This window comes from Vibrio furnissii CIP 102972, assembly GCF_000176175.1.
GTDB lineage: Bacteria > Pseudomonadota > Gammaproteobacteria > Enterobacterales > Vibrionaceae > Vibrio > Vibrio furnissii.
Map to the genome: position 1 here is coordinate 910,856 of NZ_ACZP01000014.1, position 18,096 is coordinate 928,951.

An 18,096-nucleotide genomic window follows, 5' to 3' on the forward strand; every position below is an offset into this window, starting at 1 on the left:
CATGATGAAAAAGATTCCTTATCCGGCAGCGTCCAGTGTGGTGAAACGCACCAAGTTATCTGGCGATGCGATGGATTTAATTGAACTGCAGGATACGCCACAAGCCGCCATGACCGCGCTGGAAGAGGCGGGGCTTAACATTGACCTGACTCATTTTCTGGCTCACGCCCTACCGATGCGAGAAGCGATCTGGTGGACGGCGTTGGCGTTAAAAGCGCGCCAAGAAGAGTGGCAGCCGAAAGAGCAAACACTGATTGATGACTGCATGCGCTGGGTGATGGAACCCAATGAAGCGCTGCGTCGCCGGATTGAAAGTGACATCAAGTCGCTGGCCAATGATCGTGCGCCGCGCTGGTTGGGGCAAGCGGTGTTCTGGAGCGGCACGGGCAGTATCGCACCATTGGGTAACCCGATGGTGATGCCGGCGGAGTTTTTGTATGCCAAAGCGGTCGCCGGGGCGATCAACACCGCTGCCGTGGTGCCCGAGTGGAAAGGCAACAAAACCTTTTACCGCAATGTCTTTCGGATGGCTCGTGACTTAGCCGAGGGCGGGAACGGTTCAGCAAATGGAGAACCATTGTAATGGGTATGTGCGCAGCCAGATTAACCGATATGCATACCTGTCCGATGGCGACAGGGAGTGTGCCCCACGTCGGCGGGCCGATTCTCGGACCGGGCGCGGCAACCGTACTGATATGCAGCCTGCCTGCTGCGGTGGTGGGTGATTCAATTACCTGTGTCGGTACACCCGACACTATTGCGGCGGGCAGTACCACGGTGCTGATCAACAGTACCCCTGCGGCACGGCTGGGCGACAGCACCAGCCACGGCGGTGCCATTGTGGCCGGAGCGGCAACCGTATTGATCGGTTAATCCATCGGAACTCGGACGGCCTGAAAAGGCGACAAGAAAAATAGGAATCGTTATGCCAAGTACTTATACCTGGGGAGATCGTATCTCTCAGACGACATTCACCAGCACGTATGACAAGCGTGGTCAGATTGAAGAACTGGTCGAGCAAGCCAAACTGGCCAACAACAAGCTGCATTTGTTCATGCAAGGCTTGACCCAAAAGGTCAATAACGAGTCTGGCAAACGCATTACGTACTCGCGAGGCCCGCTGAAAACCCGTCAACGTATCGCCGAGAAATGTGGCATCACCAACTGGGATGACACGACGACAGACATCACGGGTGCCGGGGTGAAAACCCCGCTGGAAGTCAAAGACATCGCACGAGCCACGATTGTGTTCAGCACCATTGCGCAGATGTTGGCATTTCGCGATTTCATCTACACCACGGATGAATTTACCGCGCTGAAAAAGCCTCAGTTTGATCGCTCTCCGGCGGTCAAGGATCTGTGGGCCAAGAACATTGAAGATGTGTACAAAGATGTGAAGTTCTTTCTGGCGATGGATATCGATTTCAAAGGCCGAACCATTCCACACATCGTTGAGCTGCAATTGAACGTGTCACAAATGTCACGCGGCAAAGCTTACGGCCATGCTTTTTATAACCTGACGCGTTTGGCTTATATCCAAGGTGAGCAACGTTTCGTTTGGGATGACGACGACTGCATCATTCGAGTTGGCGGCGACATCAAAGGCAAAATCGGTGACAAATTACGCACGTCGATTACCCACTGCCGCAGCATGGCCGAAGGCGATCAAAATGTGCTGCTGGCTTGCGAAATTCTGTCCAAATTTTTGACCCTCAAGCTGCGTCTTCTCAGTACGCGCGAAACGCAAAAGCTCGATTCAAAGACCAATCGCATGAAAACCGTCACTGAGCACAACGTGTTTGCCAATGGTACGCAACCTCTGGTGATCCGTGGTGGTCAGGCCTTCGCGCTGTCGCTGAAAAATGGCCGGCCCGACATCAGTTTGCAGGGCGCGCAAGCCTGGGCTATCGCGTATCTGTCGAGCTTCATCTGGAGCAAGTTCACCAAGTTCCAGAACCTGCCCGGGGTGACGGGGTTGGCGTCCAATATTCACGCCAAGCGTTGATCCGCAGACGATAGAAAAGATTAGGAACCGATATGTTTGAACATCTGCTCAACCCGATATCTGACGAACACCCGAGTGGCGAATATCTCAAAGATAATCGCACCTTGTATCGTACCTATCGGAATGCATTCAACGTTGCACAATCCTCGTTTCGCCAACTGGTAGAAACACCGGATGCAATGCAGGACGCGGTGGTGGTCCACACCAACGCGGAGAACTGGGATGCCTTGGCCAAATTGTGTGAAAGCTGTCTGACTGAGCAGTCCAAAGATGTCGAAATCTACTCTTGGTTCACCATGGCGCAGCTCTTTTCTGCCTCGCCTCTCGAATCCTTGGCGCAGGCGCTCCATACGCTGGAGCAGATGATTGAGCATTTCTGGGACTCACTCCAGCCAACACTGCCGGAGAACAAACGCAAAGCAGACGGCGACGCCGAACAACGCAAAGAAGTGGCGGAACACCGCGTGAAGCCGCTGCTGCAACTGGTTGGCGATTCCGCTGAAAGTGGCCTGCTGTACATGCCGCTACAAATGCTGCCTCTGGTCGGCGACATTGATTATGGCCGTTTCTTTGCGGCAGAAAAATCGGGTTCGTTGCCGCAGTTGAAAGCGGCCGCGCTGGCGGATTTTGCGCGTGAGAAAGCGGACGTGGAAGCGCGCATTCTGGCACTCGGTGCAAGTAAAGATGCGTTGCATGCGCTGGAAACCACGCTGCAGCAGAAATGTGCGGCGGCTGGCACCCAGTCGATTAATTTTCGCTTTGTGAAAGAGGCGGTCGAACGCCTGATCAACGCGATTCATTTTCTGGTGGGCGATCAATTTGCCCGTTGGCCTCTGGATGCGGCTATGGCTGACGCTGAAACGCCACAAGCCGCGCCGGAGCAAACCATGGCCGCCGTTGACTCTCAATCCTCTAAATTTGCGCCAACTGAATCTGTCCATCAGCCAACGCAGGGTCAGTCACAAACAGCGCCCGTCATGGCGCAAACTTCGGCGCCGATGGCAGTACCTGTGGCGTCTCAGGAGGCGCTGGCGTCACGTAAACAGGCATTTACCGAACTGCAACGCATTGCGGACTACTTTCTCGCCACCGAACCTCACAGCCCGATCTATCTGTTGCTGAAACGCGCGATTCGTTGGGGGGGGATGTCTCTTCCTGAACTGTTGGAAGAGCTGGTGGGCGACAACAACGCGGTGCAGCAACGCATTGAACAATTGGCCGGTCTGGAAAGCGCGCAGCATCAGGCAAGCCGAGCGGCGGCCCCCGTTGCCACTGCACCACAAATGACGATGCCGGAGGCTGCGCCTTCGGTATCTCCGACTTCATCGACGACAAACGGCAGCGACAGCGGTCTGTCAGCGATTGAATGGTAGTGTTCACTCACTCTCAATGGGGTGGGGAACCGAATAACAATGAGTAATCCGACGAAGTCGTCGTTACTTAAACGGTATTTGTTACTTACTCGTAACGGTACTCAACCGTCATAACACCTATGACAAACGGAAAACGAAAGAGGAATAACTATGGCATCTATCTACATGCGAATTGACGGACTGGACAATATCAAAGGTGCAGCGACGATCGGCGACATTGGCGGCAAGAAAGGTTTCTTTGCGATTGACACCATGAACTGGGGTGCCAACCGCGGTGTGAGCGTGGATGTGGGTAACGCAAACAACGCAGACAAAGGCATGGTCTCTCTGGATGCAGTGTCGGTTACGCGTAATTCTGACGGTGCTTCACCACACCTGACGACGTTCCTGTTTGCACCCGGTGCAGAAGGTAAAACGGTTGAGATTCTGCTGACTAAACCATCTCGTGACGGCGCAGGTTCTGAGCCATACATGGTGCTGACTCTGGAGAAGGCACGTATCGCGAGCTACAACATCCACGGTTCAGACGGCAACCTGCCAGTGGAAGACTTTGCCATGACGTACACCACGCTGACTAAGGTTTACTACCAAGAAAGCGCAGGCGGCAAGATCGAGAAAGGCGATACGGTGAAGTTTGACTGTACGACAGGCAAATTAGAGTCAAAAGCAGCTTAATTTAGCAAGGAAGGAGACACAACGTGGCTTTAAATTCTCAGCATAAACGTGTCAGCAAAAACCGGGTCAGTATTACTTACGACGTTGAAACGAATGGTGCCGTTGAAACCAAAGAACTTCCGTTTGTCGTCGGTGTGATCGGGGATTTTTCGGCGCACAAAGAAGACAGGGAAGAGTTGGAAGATCGCACGTTCTACCAAATCGATAAAGACAACTTTGACGCCGTTCTGAACCGTATCGGTCCAGAACTCAAGCTAAAAGTGGACAATACGCTGGTTGAAGACGGCAGCCAATTTGAGGCTGCGTTGTCTTTCTCCTCAATGAAGGATTTTCAGCCGGATGCGCTGATCGAGCAAGTTGACCCACTGAAGAAACTGGCTGAAACACGCCAGCAACTGAAAACCTTGCTGTCCAAGGCTGACCGTTCACGTGATCTGGAAAAACTGCTCAAAGAAGTCTTGCAAAGCGCAGACCAGATCAACGCGCTGTCCAGCGAACTGGGCCTTGAGACGAAAGGAGAAGAGTCATGAGTACTGAGTTAGAGAATCAGGTAAGCCCTGAAGCGGGTACCGAGTCACTCAGCCTGCTGGATCGCGCGATTGCAGCGACCAACCAGACGCCGGCTGATCAAACCAAGGAACTGTTTTCCGTTCTGGCTGAACAAGCGCTGAGCGGCACTGTGACTTGGGATAAAAACCTGACCAAAACCATCGAAAATGCGATCGCGGAAATCGACAAGCAGATGTCTCGTCAGCTGTCTGCGATCATGCAGCAGGATGAGTTCCGTCGTCTGGAAGGTTCATGGCGTGGTTTGAACAAGCTCGTCACTGAAAGTGAAACGGGTCAGTCGCTCAAGATCAAGCTGGTGGACTTCACCAAAGATGAACTGATTGAGCAATTTGAAGACGCACCTGCGGTTGACCGCAGCCCGCTGTTTGATGCGTTGTATCAGAAAGAATTCGGCACGGCGGGTGGTGAACCTTACGGCGCACTGATTGGCGACTACACCTTCTCGCACAAAGATGAAGATGTGGCGCTGATGCGTTACATGGGCGAAACCGCGGCGGCAAGCCACGCGCCATTTATCGCGGCGGCGAACCCGGAAATGTTTGAGTTTGACTCGTTTGAAACCTTCAATGAGGGGAAACCCGTTGCGTCTGGTTTTGACTCGCCAGCCTACGCATCATGGAATGCCTTCCGTGAAAGCGATGATTCACGCTACGTGGTGCTGACGTTGCCTCAGACGCTGGCACGTCTGCCATACGGCGACAAAGGTCTGGGCACCAAATCGTTCGCATACGAAGAACTGGCAACCGACGCGGATGGCAATCCGAAGCCAAAAAACAATGCGCAACTGGTGTGGTCAAACGCAGCTTACGAACTGGGTCTGAAAATGACTCAGGCGCACACTCAGTTCGGCTGGTGTACCGCAATTCGTGGTCTGGACAACGGTGGTAAAGTCGAGAACCTGCCAAACCTGACTTACAAGTCAGAAGCGGGCGATTTGATGCAGCAGTGTCCGATTGAAGTCAACCTGACTGATGAGCGTGAAAAAGAGCTGAGCGATCTGGGCTTCCTGCCACTGGTGCACTACAAAAACACCAACTATGGCGTGTTTATTGGCAGTCAAACTGCGCAGAAGCCAAAAACGTACACCGCCCTGATGCAACGGGTAACGCGGCAATTTCTGCCCGTCTGCCTTACATCATGGCCAGTAGCCGTATCGCACATTACCTGAAAGTGATGGGCCGTGACATGCTGGGTTCAAACCTGGAAGCGGCGGACGTGCAGAAAGATCTGCAAACCTGGATTGATCAGTACACCAACTCAGGTGCGGTGGGCAATGCAGAACGTTCTAAAACGCCTCTGTGTGAATCTCGCATTCAAGTGGTGGAGCAACCGGGTCGTCCGGGCGCTTATTCAGCAGTGGCGCATCTGCGTCCATGGCTACAACTGGAAGAGCTAACCACGTCTGTACGTATGGTTACTAAGATTCCAGGCTAAGGCCAGATTGACTGCTGAGATGAATGCTATGTTTGATGCTGATTTTCAACACGCGTTTTGCCAGCTCAACCCTGAGGCGGAAGATTTTCTGCCTCAGGCGTTGGCGCAACTGTTGAAACTCGACCCACAGATGTTGAGTAATCGTGAGGTGCTGTTGGCATCACTGCTGCGTTTGATTGCAGAGATTGATGACCGCATGTCGCGTCAGCTGTCAACCGTCATTCATCATCCTGATTTTTCTCGTCTCGAAGCGTCCTGGAAAGGGGTCGAGGCCTTAGTGTCTCTGCCGGTGAATTACCAGAAAGTGCAGATTAAAATCAGAAATATGTCCTGGGAGGATCTCTCCCAGGAACTTAACACCGCTGTTTCGTTACGACGCACATCCCTCTATAACCTGATTGGTAACCGCGAGCTCAATACCTCCGGTGGTCAGCCATTTGGTCTGGTGGTGGTGGATCATGCGTTGTCGATGAGTCTTGATGGTGACTACGATGACCTCTACACATTAGAGCTGTTGTCTCAACTGGGTGATCTTTGTCTTTGTCCGTTTATTCTCTCTCCGTCGGATGACTTTTTTGGCGAATCAGGCGCCGATTGGTTTTCAGACATTGAACGGGTAAAGAAAATATTACACGGTCCGGAATTTGTGGCCTGGCAGCGGGTGAGACGTTTGTCTTCCGCCCGTTTTATTGGTTTGGTGGTGCCGAAGATTCGCCTGCGCGAAGCGTATGGCCGCAGCGCCAGCAGCGCCATTCAATTTCGGGAATACAGCGCGAATCCGGCCGGTTTGTGGGGCAGCGCGGCGTATCTGTTTGCCTCGGTTGCGATTCGTGAATTCAATCGCATCAACTGGTTTGGCTTTATGAAGTCGCGCTGGCAGGACAAATATTACGGCTCGCTCGGCAATGTGCCGCCGGGCGGCGCAGGCGTCAGTGCCACACTCAGACCCACACCTGATATCCGTTTGATCACCGAGATGGGCACGTTTTACGCCGACGAAGGCTTCATTCCGCTCTGTCATAGCCTGACCACGGAGAAATATTTCTTTCGCGGCAACAACTCCATCTGGAGTGAAGCGAAAGACGATACCGAGTCGGTGATGGGCCAGATCCAAACCACGCTGATGATTTGCCGCATTGCGCATTATCTCAAAGTGCAGATCCGCAGCATGATCGGGAATTTCCAAACTGCAGAAGAGTGTGAAACCTACCTCAACCGTTGGTTGGATAAGTATTCCAGCAACCTGTTTAACGCCGATGAAGCGACGCTGGCCAAGTATCCACTCAGTAAAGGCCGGGTTGAGGTGCGTGAAATCGCTGGTCAACATGGTCGCTATACCTGTGACGTGTTCGTTCAGCCTCAGTACCAGTTCGATAACGTGTGCGGCGAAGTGCTGCTGTCGACGGATCTCGGGCCGGAAAGCGAGCCAAGATTTGCCGGAGGTCTGGTATGAGTTTCTGGCGCACATTCCTCGATAAAAGTGGCAGCAGCAATCATGAGCTGCTTGATTCGGTACGCTACCAGCTGACGGCGCTGCTCAATTCTGAAGCGCCGATGATGGCACTGCCAAAAGGCTTTTCGGCCGTCGAAGCCTCCAACTTTTGCTTCGGTCTGGACTGCGCACACAGCATCAGCAGCCAGATCAACAAAGATCAGTTTGCCCGTTCGATGGAAAAGTGGGTCAGAACCTTTGAGCCGCGCCTGTCAGAAGTGAGCGTCTTTGTCGAAGAGAGCCAGCCGGGCAAAAACGTGATGCGTTTTTCGCTGATGGCCAAGGTGAAAACCGCCAACGGCGAGCACGTGTTCCTGTTTGATTCCAATATCAGTCTGTCCAGCCAGACCGCCCGTATGGAGGGACAAGAAGTTGTCTGATCAATTATTGAGTTATTTCGAGCGCGAGCTCACCTACATTCGTCGTGCGCTGGATGGGTTTGGCAAAGACTTTCCCGAACACGCTTCGTCAATGCGTCTGAATCAGAGCAGTCAGGAAGACCCGAATATCAGTCGCCTGATTGACGCGGTGGCGCTGCTGACCGCGAAAACTGAAAAACGCATGGATGAGCAGTTCCCTGAGATCCTGCAGGATCTGTTTCACGTCCTGTATCCCGGCTATCTGCAAATTGTGCCGAGTTATGCGCCACTGTCGCTCAACCTAGAAGACAACGCAGTGACCGAAGCGGTGGTGTTGCCGCAAGGCTCGGAAGTGGCGGTGGAAGTGAACGACGCCGAGTGCCGCTTTACGCTGGCGCAGGCCTTGACAATTGAGCCGTATGTGATTGCGGCGCTGCGCGCCGAGTCGGCGCCGTTTAATTTCCCGACGCCAGCCGGACTGCGTCGTGCAGAAGCGGTGATTCAGGTTGAACTGGCGTGCAGCGATCCTTCCGTTTTGTTTTCGCAGTTATCGCTGCAACATTTTGATTTCTATGTGCGCGGGTTTGAAAACAGCGCCCGTGGTCTGGTTGACATGTTGCTGCTCAATACCGAAGTGTTGTCGGTATTTGATGCGTCTGGTCAGCAACGTGTCGTCGATGCGACGCGGTTGAAATCGCGCGTGGCCGATCCCGATTTTCACTGGCTGCCGCAATATGGCAACCACTTGGGTGGCTTTGACCTGCTGCGCGACTACTTTGCTTACCCGGACAAAGCGGCCTACTTGCGGATTGCTGACCTTGGCAAGGAACTGATGAGTTTAGACGCCAACCGCGTCACGCTCAACTTCTTTGTGCGTCAACTGCCAGCAGAATATCTGCGCCTGTTCAGTCGTGACGTGTTGGCGCTCAACACCGCGCCGGCGATCAATCTCTACGCTCAGTATGGCGATCCGATTCGTTATGATTTCACGCGCCTGTCGATGCCGGTTGTCGCGGACACGCGTGCTAACAACGAACTGACGGTGGTCAGTGTGGACGAAGTCAACGAAGTGCTGCCGACGGGCGAAGTGCCGCTGAGTCCGAACTACGAAGGCGGATACTGGCTCGATGATGAGTCACCGCGTTGGCAGATTCATCAGTTCTGGGACGAGCGTGGCCGCCGTCAGATGGACATTTCCGTCAGTTATACCGAGCTGCAACCGGCTCAGGAGTCGGTGGTGCTGTCGCTGCGTCTGCACGTGTGTAACGGCCGTTTACCGTGCCTCATCCCGGCGAATGCGGTGATGGAATCGCTGGCTGCGATTGATCTACCGGGCGATCTCAAACTGCTGAAAACGCCGACCGCGCCGCAGTATCCGCCACTGGACAATCAGCTGAGCTGGCGTTTTGTGGCCATGCTCAACGCGAACTTTTCCGGGCTGATTCAGAACGAAGACCCGACCCGAATGCTGCAGGACGTGCTGCGTTTGTGCAGTAACAGCGCGCAGTGCGCCGTCGCGGATGCGATTAAAAAAGTGGCTTACAACCACGTGGTTGCGCCGCTGACGATCAATGGCCGCAGCATTTTTGCGTCCGGCACTGAAGTGATGATTCTGATCGATGATGAACTGCTCGACAGCAACTTTGCCGTCGTCAGCGAAGTGCTGAATGCCTATTTCCGCCAATATTGCAGTTTTGACCGTTTCGTTCAGGTCAGTGTGGAGCGGTTTGGGAGCGATGAGGCCGGGATTCATTTCGACAAAACGCACGGGAGCCAGCTATGTCTCTGAGCGCGCGCCAGACGGTCAAACAGCATTTGCTGACTCACCCGCATGAATTTGATTTTGTGCAGGTGATTCGTCTGTTGCAGGCGATCAGCCAACAAGAATCGCTGTCGGTGCGTTTGCAATCGGATCCGATGCCACATGGCGCGCCGACTGAAGTCACGCGTATCGAAAAAGAGCATGACGAAGTACGTGTTCAGCTTGGCTTGGAAGCATTGTCCGGTTGCAAAGGGGTCATTCCCGATTATCTGTATGCAGAAATGCTGCATAGTCTGCATCAGGATGATCGCGCGCTGCAGCGCTTTCTGGATGTGTTTAACCAGCGTTATTACGAACTCAAAGCCTATGTGGAAAGCGCTGCGAACCTGATGCTGCGCGAGGAGCGCGAAGCGGCGTCTCGTTATGCGCTGTCACGCCTGACTCAGAAGCAGGCGTTGGCCTGTATGTTCTCGCTGCCCATGCAGCGCGGGCAGAAAGTCGATCAGAGTGTGCTGCGTTATGGTCTGGCTCTCGCGTCCCGCAACCGCAACCTGGCGCAACTCAAGCGTCTTCTGTGTGACTATTTCGACCTCGATATCACCCCCAAAGTGGTGCCTTCGGCGGTTTATCGCATTCGCAATCAGGACCAAACCCGTATCGGCGGTCACCGTGGTCAGAACCACCGTCTTGGCCGTGGCATGGTCATGGGCCGTCAGGGCAATCAGGCCTACCAGACGTTGGAAATCTGGATCACGCCCCGCAACCGCAATGAATTTATTGGCTTAGAACGCAATCGTCATTTTGCCCGTTCACTGAAATCTCTGGTGCAGTCTTACCTGCGTGAAAGTCTGGAAACGCGCCTGTACCTGTATGTGAAACGTGAATACATCAACGCCCCGGTGATATCGGCCGTGGCTGGAGGCGTTCGCCTAGGCGAAGCCAGCTGTCTTTCCCCGCAGCGTCGCGCTGCGGATTATCGGAAAATATTATTACAATCGGAGAACGTCTATGTCACAGGTAAAACTGGGCAACCTGGTCAGTAAACTGGCCCCGGAGCTGAAAGCATCACTGGAAGAAGCAGCCGGTGCTGCGATGACACAAACGGTGGCCGCCATTGAAATTGAACACTGGTTGGTGCAACTGCTGTTGTCCAAAGAAACGCATCTGATGGCGTTCATCAATCAACAGCACATCGATGCGAACCGCCTGATGGCCGAGCTGACTGCGCGTATTGAACGCCTGACGAAAGGCTCTGCCAGCCAACCTGCGATCAGCAGTGCATTGAGCTCGCTGCTGGAAGAGGCCTGGTTGCAGGCGTCGGTCAATTTCTCTCAGGGGCAGGTCAGCAGCCTGCATCTGCTGTTAGTCCTGACTCAAACCGACAGTTTTGGCGTGAAGAAACTGGCACTGGAGAGTTTGAAAGACGTGTCTCAGGAAGCGTTGTCTGCTCAGATTACGCAGTTGCAAACCGTTCAGGCGGGTTCTTCTACTGCGCCTGCTGCCAGTGGCCACAGTGGTCCGGTCGCAGGTGGTGCGCTGGATAAATACACCGTCAACCTGACGCAACAGGCGCGTGAGGGCAAAATTGATCCGATTTCGGGTCGTAACAGCGAAGTGCGTCTGGCGATTGACATCTTGTGTCGTAAACGTCAGAACAACCCGATTTTGGTCGGTGAACCGGGCGTGGGTAAAACCGCAGTGGTTGAAGGTCTGGCGCTGCGCGTCGTCAGCGGTGAAGTCCCGCCAGCGATTCAGGGCGTGGAAATTCATACGCTGGATCTGGGTCTGTTGCAGGCGGGTGCGAGCATTAAAGGCGAGTTTGAAAACCGCCTGAAAGATGTCATTAACGAAGTGAAAAACTCACCGACGCCCATCATTGTCTTTATCGATGAAGCACACACGCTGATTGGGGCGGGTGGAGCTGCGGGTCAGAACGATGCGGCGAACCTGCTGAAACCTGCGCTGGCTCGCGGCGAGTTCCGTTCCATGGCCGCGACAACCTGGGCGGAATACAAAAAGTACTTTGAAAAAGATCCCGCATTGACCCGTCGTTTTCAGGTGGTGAAAGTGGAAGAGCCAAGTGCCGACGATGCGCTGCAAATGCTGCGCGGCGTGGCACAGTCGCTACGTCGTCACCACGGTGTGTTCATTCGTGAGGACGCGCTGGATGCGGCGGTACAACTCTCGATTCGTTATCTGCCCTCTCGTCAGTTACCCGACAAAGCCAGCAGTCTGCTCGATACGGCTTGTGCGCGCATTGCGCTGACGCAGGGCGCAAAACCAGAGCAGATCGAATCGCTTGAGCAGCAACTGCGCTACCTCAACAGCGAACTTGAAGCGCTGGAAAATGAAGATACCGTGTTGGTTGGCAGCGCGGTTGATCGTCAGTCGATCAAAGACACCGTGGCGCGCAAGCAAGCCGAACTGCTCACGCTGACGGAACGTTGGGAGCAGGAAAAAGCGCTGGTTGCGGAAATCAAACAGCTGACCGGCGAGATTGAGAGCCGCTTCCATGCTGGCGAAGCCGCGGACCCACAAACCCAGCACCGATTGCAAGGCAAGCTGGACGAGCTGGTTCAACTGCAAGATGAAGAGCCGATGGTGTTCCCCATGGTCGATGCGCAGGTGATTGCGGAAGTGATCTCCGGCTGGACGGGCATTCCAAGCGGCAACATGGTCAAAGAAGAAGTGGCGTCACTGCTGTCGCTGGAAGACTCGCTCCACCGCCGCGTGATTGGCCAGAAAACTGCGATCAACGAGCTGGCGAAAAGTATCCGTATCTCACGAGCTGGCTTAACCGACAGCCGCAAACCTGTCGGCGTGTTTCTGATGTGTGGCCCGAGTGGTGTCGGTAAAACCGAAACGGCGATGGCGCTGGCAGATGAAGTCTTCGGCGGCGAAAACAACATGACCGTGATTAACATGACGGAGTTTAAAGAAGAGCACAAAATTTCCATGCTGCTGGGTTCACCGGCCGGTTATGTCGGTTTCGGTGAAGGCGGCGTGCTGACCGAAGCGATTCGCCGCAACCCGTACACCGTGTTGCTGCTGGATGAGATGGAAAAAGCGCATCCGGGTGTGCATGACCTGTTCTACCAAATCTTTGATAAAGGCCATATTAAAGACAGCGAAGGCCGCACGGTCGATTTCAAAAATACCATCATCATCATGACCTCTAACGCGGCCGATCAGGCGATTTGCGATGTGTGTGATGACAACGAACAACGTCCGGAAAATGACGATCTGCTGGAGCAAATCCGCCCAGCGCTGCTGCGTCACTTTAAGCCTGCGTTCCTCGGCCGTACCACGATTGTCCCTTATTACCCGCTCAATCAGGACGAGTTGAGTCAGATCACCGCGATCAGCCTGAACCGCATTGCGAAAAAACTGCACGAGCAGTACAAGGCCGAGTTTATCTGGGATCAGGCCTTCGTTGATTTTGTCGTCGGACGCAACACGGACCCAACCACGGGTGGCCGCGCGGTGGAGCAAATCATCAATCGTTCGCTGATGCCACGTTTGGCGGAAGAGTGCATTCAGCGCCTGAGTGAAGGGCTACCGATCCAGAAAGTTTCGGTCAGTGCGGATCTCAATCAAGGCGGTGCCTTGCTGCTGGATATCGTATGACCGGGCCGGGCAAACTCACATTACGCTCCCATTTTCGCAGCGCGTTGTACGCGCTGCTGATGGGTGGTTTCTGTGTTTCAGCCAGTGCCGCCGATCGACTGTTGCTGGCCACGCAAATCTGGACGCCGTACCAGACGGTGGACGAACAGGGGCGCATCGGTGGATTGGCGGTGGACCGGGTGAAGTGTGCGCTGGGTGATATGGATCAGCCCTATGAGATTCGTGTGATGCGCTGGGATAAGGCGCAGCTCTTGGTGGAATCGAACCAGATGAACGGTTTCTTCTCTGGTTCGGTGAACTCACAGCGCGCGACGTACGCCGAAGCGTCGATTCCTGTCGTGTCGGAATATCTCGCCTGGTTTAGCGCGCCGAATATCACCGCAGACTTGGATGATGGCAGCAACAAATACACGCTGCGTTTTGGCGCCAAGTTCAACACCAACAAATGGCTGAGCTTGAAACGCAAAGGCTACAACGTGATTAAAAAGCCGCGCGATGCGGATGCATTGTTGCAGATGCTGCTCGAAGGCGATCTCGATGTGGCTTATGAGTACGAACTGGTGTTTCAGGACGCGATGAAAAAAGCGGGCGTACCGCTCGACTATTTCCACACGGTTCGCGAGAAAAAACAGGATTTGATGGTGCATTTCTCCAAACAGTTTTTGAGCGATCACCCAGGGTTTTTAACGCGATTTAACACCTCGCTGCACGCATGTATAGAGACGAAATAGGCAGGATTATGACGATCAGTTTTCAGATAATCGACCTTCCTGAAGATGAACAAATCGGTAGCCGTCAGGTATCACTGCCGGTCAGTGGCGGCACGTTAGGACGCTCGTTTGAGTGCACCATTCAGTTGCCGGATTTTCAGCGCACCCTGTCACGTGTCCACGCTGACATTCAACCGCATCCGAAAGGCGGCTACCAAATTATCGATCGCAGTACCAACGGCGTATTTGTCAACGATGTGCTGGTGGGCAAAGGCGAGTCGCAGCGCCTCAGCGATGGCGACCGGATTGTGATTGGAGCTTACACCTTATTGGTCAGCGATATGGATGCGTTGTTGACGCGCGCGCCACAACCGAGCGACGACACCGAAACGGCCAGCCTGAATGGCGTCGCCGATTCGCCGTTTGCGGCCAGCTCGGTCTTAGATGACAGTCAGGACAACGCATTTGGTTTTGCGCATCTGGACGAGATTCAGGATGCGGTGCAAGACGAAACGCCGTTTTCGACGGAGAACGTGCTGGGCGATGACCTGTATGGTTACGACCCGTTTGAAGACGATGAGCGTTGGGTGCTGGAACAGAGCCAAAGTGAAGACACCACCGAACAGATTGTGCTGATGCCCGAAGCGACTCAGTTCAATGACAGCAATCATACCCCGCAGCACAGTGTGACGGTCAGCGATCATCGTCAGATAGAGTCACTGGAAAACAGCATTGAACAGCTGAATTCGATGCTTAAACAGCAACAACTGAGCGTGGCGGGTGGCATTGACCGTGAACGTCTGATGACCTGCATCGAGTCGACACTGGACAAATTCCTCGACAATTTCAACCCGAGTCATCTGGAAGATGAGTTCAACGACTATCTTTCTGGCTGGGGGAACAAAGATAAAAAATATTGGGCGCTGTATAAGAAACAGTTCCAGCGCAAAACCGAGCGTCGGGAGTTTTCCCGTCAGTTCTCCTCCCTGTTATTTGAAGCCCTGAGAGAGAAACGATGAGCTGGCTGAATAGGATTCGTCTGGCCGCAATCGGCTGCTGCGCGTTGGTGCTGAGTGCTTGTAGCTCAAGCAGTTCAACCACCACGTTTGCCCCGACACTCAAAGTGCCGCTGGTGGTTGAAGCGAGTAAAGACATCAATGTGTTTGATGATGAACAAGCGCGACCGGTGGTCGTGCGCGTGTATCAGCTGCAGGATGCCGGCAATTTCCAGAAAGCCGATTTCATCAGCCTGTACAACGCGGATCAGAGCGTGCTGGCCGATTCGCTGGTGGATTTGCAGACACTCGCGCCTGTCCTGCCGGGAGAGCTGCGCAACCTGACCTTGGATGTCCAGCAACAAAGCCGTTTTATCGCCGTATTGGTCGAATTTGCCCATTACGAAACCGCGACCGCCAAAGCGTATCTGGCGCTGGTAAGCGAACCCGAAGAGTACCCAGTTTATATCCACATCACCAAGCAGAAGGTTGAGCTGACTCAACCGGTCAGCAAGTCGTGGTGGAACGTGTTTTAAGGAGTGTCATTTGAAACACCAGAGTAAAGTCGTATGGAGAGAGGGCATGTTTATTGCCCCGCAGCATTTTCAGCAGCAGGACCGCCATACGCATCAGTACATTCAGAAATATGTTGCCCTGTCTTCACAGGGCAGTGGTTTTGGTGTGTCGGCGCTGGAGCTTGATCATCATTGCCTCAAAATCGGCAAGTTTGGCGTGGTGCATTGCCAAGGGATTTTCCCGGAAGGGACGCTGTTTGATTGTGTCAAAGAGCTGCTGCTGGATATTCCGGAAGGTACCCTCAACCAACGCGTCTATCTGGCGTTGCCATTGTCGGTGGAAGGCGAAAATGAGTACGGCAGCCGTGCAGACAAGCGTCGTTACGTGGTGTCGCAGGTCAATCTGTTTGATGCCAGTGATGTGGTGCAGAGCGCGATTGAAGCCGAACTCGCCGAGCCAAATATCCGTCTGGTACTCGAAGGGGAAGACGTGACGGGGCTGGCGTTGTTGCCGGTGGCGAAAGTGTTGGAACGGCAGGAAAACGGGGAGGTCATTCTTGATCGCAGCTTTATTCCGGCGTGTCTCCACTACGGCGCCTCGCAACTGCTCAAAGAGCGTTTGAAAGAGATTTTCATCCTGACGCAAGCCCGCGCCAACAGCGTCGTGCAACGCATTGGTGCGGGGCAGCAAACCAAAAGTGACCTGAGCCTGATGCGCGAATTTCTGTGGTTACAGACGTTAAACCGCTGGCTGCCATGGCTGCATCTGACACTTGAACAGCCACAGACCAGTGTGGACGCGTTGTACGAAGGGCTGGTGAGCTTTTCCGCTGAACTCGACAGCTTTAAACCAGCGATGACGGCCATGCCGGAACCACTGGTGCGTGATGATCTTAAGCAGGGCTTTGCGGGCGTGTTCGCCCAACTGCGCGAGAAACTGTCGATGGTTCAGAGCGACAACGTGACGGAATTCAGCTGGGATACCAACCTGTTCGAGCGTCGCCGCTTGCTGCGTTTGTCGATTCCGAACCTCAATCAGATTGAAGGCCGCCGCTTTGTGATGGCGGTGCATGCGTCGATTGGGACCGCTGCGCTGCTGCAGGTGTTCCCGAGCGCGTGCACGCTGAGTGGGTTGAGCCAGATTGCCGACTTGGTGCGCAACAGTCAGTCCGGTGTGCCGATTCAGGTGCTGCCGGTTGCACCGAATGAGCTGAAAGCGCAGGCGGATGTGGCGTATTTCGAAATCGATACCGCCCATGAGTACTGGCAACAACTGAAAACCAAACGAGAGCCGATCGCGCTGCACGTCGACAGCCGTGTGCCGGATCTCTCCATTAAGCTCTACGCCCTGGGTTGAAGCAATGAATCAATTGTTCGATGAAGATACCGTCACGATCGCCGCCAATGAGCCGACGCCTGCATCCAGTCAGCCGGAAAAATCCGTTCGTCTGAGCCACGCCAATATGCTCAAAAACCATGCGCGTTACAGCATGGCTCAGCAGCAGGGGCAACTGTTTGACAACAGCATTCTGCGCGTCAGTTCGGACTTACTGTCGCTGATCATTTCGGTCAAACGCATGCAATGTCCGACCGATCTTTACACGTTCCGCGCGGGCATCAAGCACGCGATCACCGAGCTGAAATATCGTATTGCCGCGTTGGATTATCCGCCTTCGGTGGCGGACAAAACCTGTTTTCTGTTTGCCGTGATGATCGACGAGCAGATCTTGCACTCGTCGTGGGGCGATGAAGCGGGTTGGGAAAATCAAACGCTGGTCAGCGAACTGTTCAACATCAAAAACGGCGGTGAACAGTTTTACATCATTGCCGAGCGTGCGCTGCTGCAGCCTGTGTTGTTGGTCGATCTGCTGGAGCTGATCTACATCATGCTCAAGATGGGCTTTCGTGGTCGCTATCGCACCAAAGGCAAGGATCAACTGACCGCGCTGATGAAACGTCTGGAAGAGGCGGTGTTTGCCAAACCGGTGGCGTATTCGGCTGCTGAACGTCTGGCGCCCGTGGCCGCCGACGATGTGGCCGCTCGTCATGCCAAACGGCCGAAAAAACCGGTCGGCGTGTGGCGTTCGGTGGCGCTGTTTGTGGTGATGTCGGCTTTGGTGTGGGGCGGATTACGCTATTGGTATGACGTGACTTCGCCGCAAAAGGCACTGCCCTTTACCCAACTGACGCAGTTTACCCAAACGTATTACAGCAAGGGCAGCGTGCAGGACCAAGAGTACGTGTATGAAAGTACCTCGTCGGACATGGCATCGGAAGGGTGGCACCCCACGCCGCAAACCGTCGCCGATCGCGAGCCGGCGACCCCTGCAGTGGCAAAACAACCCGCAGGCAACCGTCAGTGGTTGGTGCAACTGGCGAGTTTTAACAATCCGAGTGATGCGGCCAAGTTCATTGCTCGCTACAAACCTCGCGTACCGAGTGCTCAGGTCAAAACGGTGAACGGACGTTACCGCGTGGTGAGCGAAAGCTATACGACCAAATCGGCTGCGATTGAAACGCTCTCTACCGCCAAAAGTGCCGGGATTTCCGATGCCTTTTTACTCATTGATACCAATTAG

At 54.2% G+C, this 18,096-nt stretch carries 16 protein-coding genes and 1 pseudogene; all 17 read left to right on the forward strand.

Translation table 11 applies throughout. From position 1 onward, the window contains the following. The first annotated feature begins 1 nt into the window (after nt 1). On the forward strand, nt 2-583 hold the full coding sequence (locus VFA_RS14305; RefSeq protein WP_004727565.1) for a DUF6931 family protein: 582 nt from the start codon (nt 2-4) through the stop codon (nt 581-583). After that, the gene (locus tag VFA_RS14310) at nt 583-873 is read left to right on the forward strand and encodes a PAAR domain-containing protein (protein WP_014257732.1); all 291 of its coding nucleotides are present in this window, start codon (nt 583-585) and stop codon (nt 871-873) included. The genes VFA_RS14305 and VFA_RS14310 overlap by 1 nt, the downstream gene beginning before the upstream one ends. A 52-nt stretch (nt 874-925) precedes the next feature. Continuing rightward, nucleotides 926-2,005, forward strand: coding sequence for a hypothetical protein (locus tag VFA_RS14315; RefSeq protein ID WP_004727567.1), 1,080 nt, complete (start codon nt 926-928; stop codon nt 2,003-2,005). A gap of 32 nt (nt 2,006-2,037) precedes the next feature. Then, nucleotides 2,038-3,378, forward strand: a complete 1,341-nt coding sequence (locus tag VFA_RS14320) for a type VI secretion system protein TssA (RefSeq protein WP_004727568.1) — start codon at nt 2,038-2,040, stop codon at nt 3,376-3,378. A 150-nt stretch (nt 3,379-3,528) separates the two neighbouring features. Further along, nucleotides 3,529-4,053: a type VI secretion system tube protein Hcp gene (locus VFA_RS14325; RefSeq protein ID WP_004727569.1), complete on the forward strand. Its 525-nt coding sequence runs from the start codon at nt 3,529-3,531 to the stop codon at nt 4,051-4,053. A 23-nt stretch (nt 4,054-4,076) separates the two neighbouring features. Beyond that, the gene (gene tssB / locus VFA_RS14330; protein WP_004727570.1) at nt 4,077-4,583 is read left to right on the forward strand and encodes a type VI secretion system contractile sheath small subunit; all 507 of its coding nucleotides are present in this window, start codon (nt 4,077-4,079) and stop codon (nt 4,581-4,583) included. After that, nucleotides 4,580-6,057, forward strand: a pseudogene (gene tssC, locus VFA_RS14335) (type VI secretion system contractile sheath large subunit). Before tssB ends, tssC begins: the two are co-directional and overlap by 4 nt. A 19-nt stretch (nt 6,058-6,076) precedes the next feature. Then, the gene (locus VFA_RS14340) at nt 6,077-7,510 is read left to right on the forward strand and encodes a type VI secretion system contractile sheath domain-containing protein (protein ID WP_232281720.1); all 1,434 of its coding nucleotides are present in this window, start codon (nt 6,077-6,079) and stop codon (nt 7,508-7,510) included. Next, nucleotides 7,507-7,929, forward strand: a complete 423-nt coding sequence (tssE, locus tag VFA_RS14345) for a type VI secretion system baseplate subunit TssE (RefSeq protein WP_004727572.1) — start codon at nt 7,507-7,509, stop codon at nt 7,927-7,929. Before VFA_RS14340 ends, tssE begins: the two co-directional genes overlap by 4 nt. Beyond that, entirely contained in the window at nt 7,922-9,697 is a 1,776-nt protein-coding gene (gene tssF / locus VFA_RS14350; protein WP_004727573.1) for a type VI secretion system baseplate subunit TssF, read from the forward strand. The genes tssE and tssF overlap by 8 nt, the downstream gene beginning before the upstream one ends. After that, nucleotides 9,688-10,713 (forward strand): type VI secretion system baseplate subunit TssG, encoded by a 1,026-nt coding sequence (locus VFA_RS14355; protein WP_004727574.1) that lies wholly within the window; start codon nt 9,688-9,690, stop codon nt 10,711-10,713. The genes tssF and VFA_RS14355 overlap by 10 nt, the downstream gene beginning before the upstream one ends. Beyond that, nucleotides 10,679-13,297, forward strand: coding sequence for a type VI secretion system ATPase TssH (gene tssH, locus VFA_RS14360; protein WP_004727575.1), 2,619 nt, complete (start codon nt 10,679-10,681; stop codon nt 13,295-13,297). Before VFA_RS14355 ends, tssH begins: the two co-directional genes overlap by 35 nt. Then, nucleotides 13,294-14,028 carry a type 2 periplasmic-binding domain-containing protein gene (locus tag VFA_RS14365; RefSeq protein WP_004727576.1) on the forward strand — a complete coding sequence of 245 codons (735 nt, stop codon included), beginning with the start codon at nt 13,294-13,296 and terminating at the stop codon, nt 14,026-14,028. Before tssH ends, VFA_RS14365 begins: the two co-directional genes overlap by 4 nt. Before the next feature lie 8 nt (nt 14,029-14,036). Beyond that, on the forward strand, nt 14,037-15,026 hold the full coding sequence (locus tag VFA_RS14370) for a type VI secretion system-associated FHA domain protein (RefSeq protein WP_004727577.1): 990 nt from the start codon (nt 14,037-14,039) through the stop codon (nt 15,024-15,026). Continuing rightward, entirely contained in the window at nt 15,023-15,538 is a 516-nt protein-coding gene (gene tssJ, locus VFA_RS14375) for a type VI secretion system lipoprotein TssJ (RefSeq protein ID WP_004727578.1), read from the forward strand. Before VFA_RS14370 ends, tssJ begins: the two co-directional genes overlap by 4 nt. Nucleotides 15,539-15,548: 10 nt before the next feature. After that, a complete protein-coding gene (gene tssK, locus VFA_RS14380; RefSeq protein WP_038151842.1) occupies nt 15,549-16,874 on the forward strand; it encodes a type VI secretion system baseplate subunit TssK in 1,326 nt (441 codons plus the stop codon). Between the two features lie 4 nt (nt 16,875-16,878). After that, on the forward strand, nt 16,879-18,096 hold the full coding sequence (gene icmH, locus VFA_RS14385; RefSeq protein ID WP_004727580.1) for a type IVB secretion system protein IcmH/DotU: 1,218 nt from the start codon (nt 16,879-16,881) through the stop codon (nt 18,094-18,096).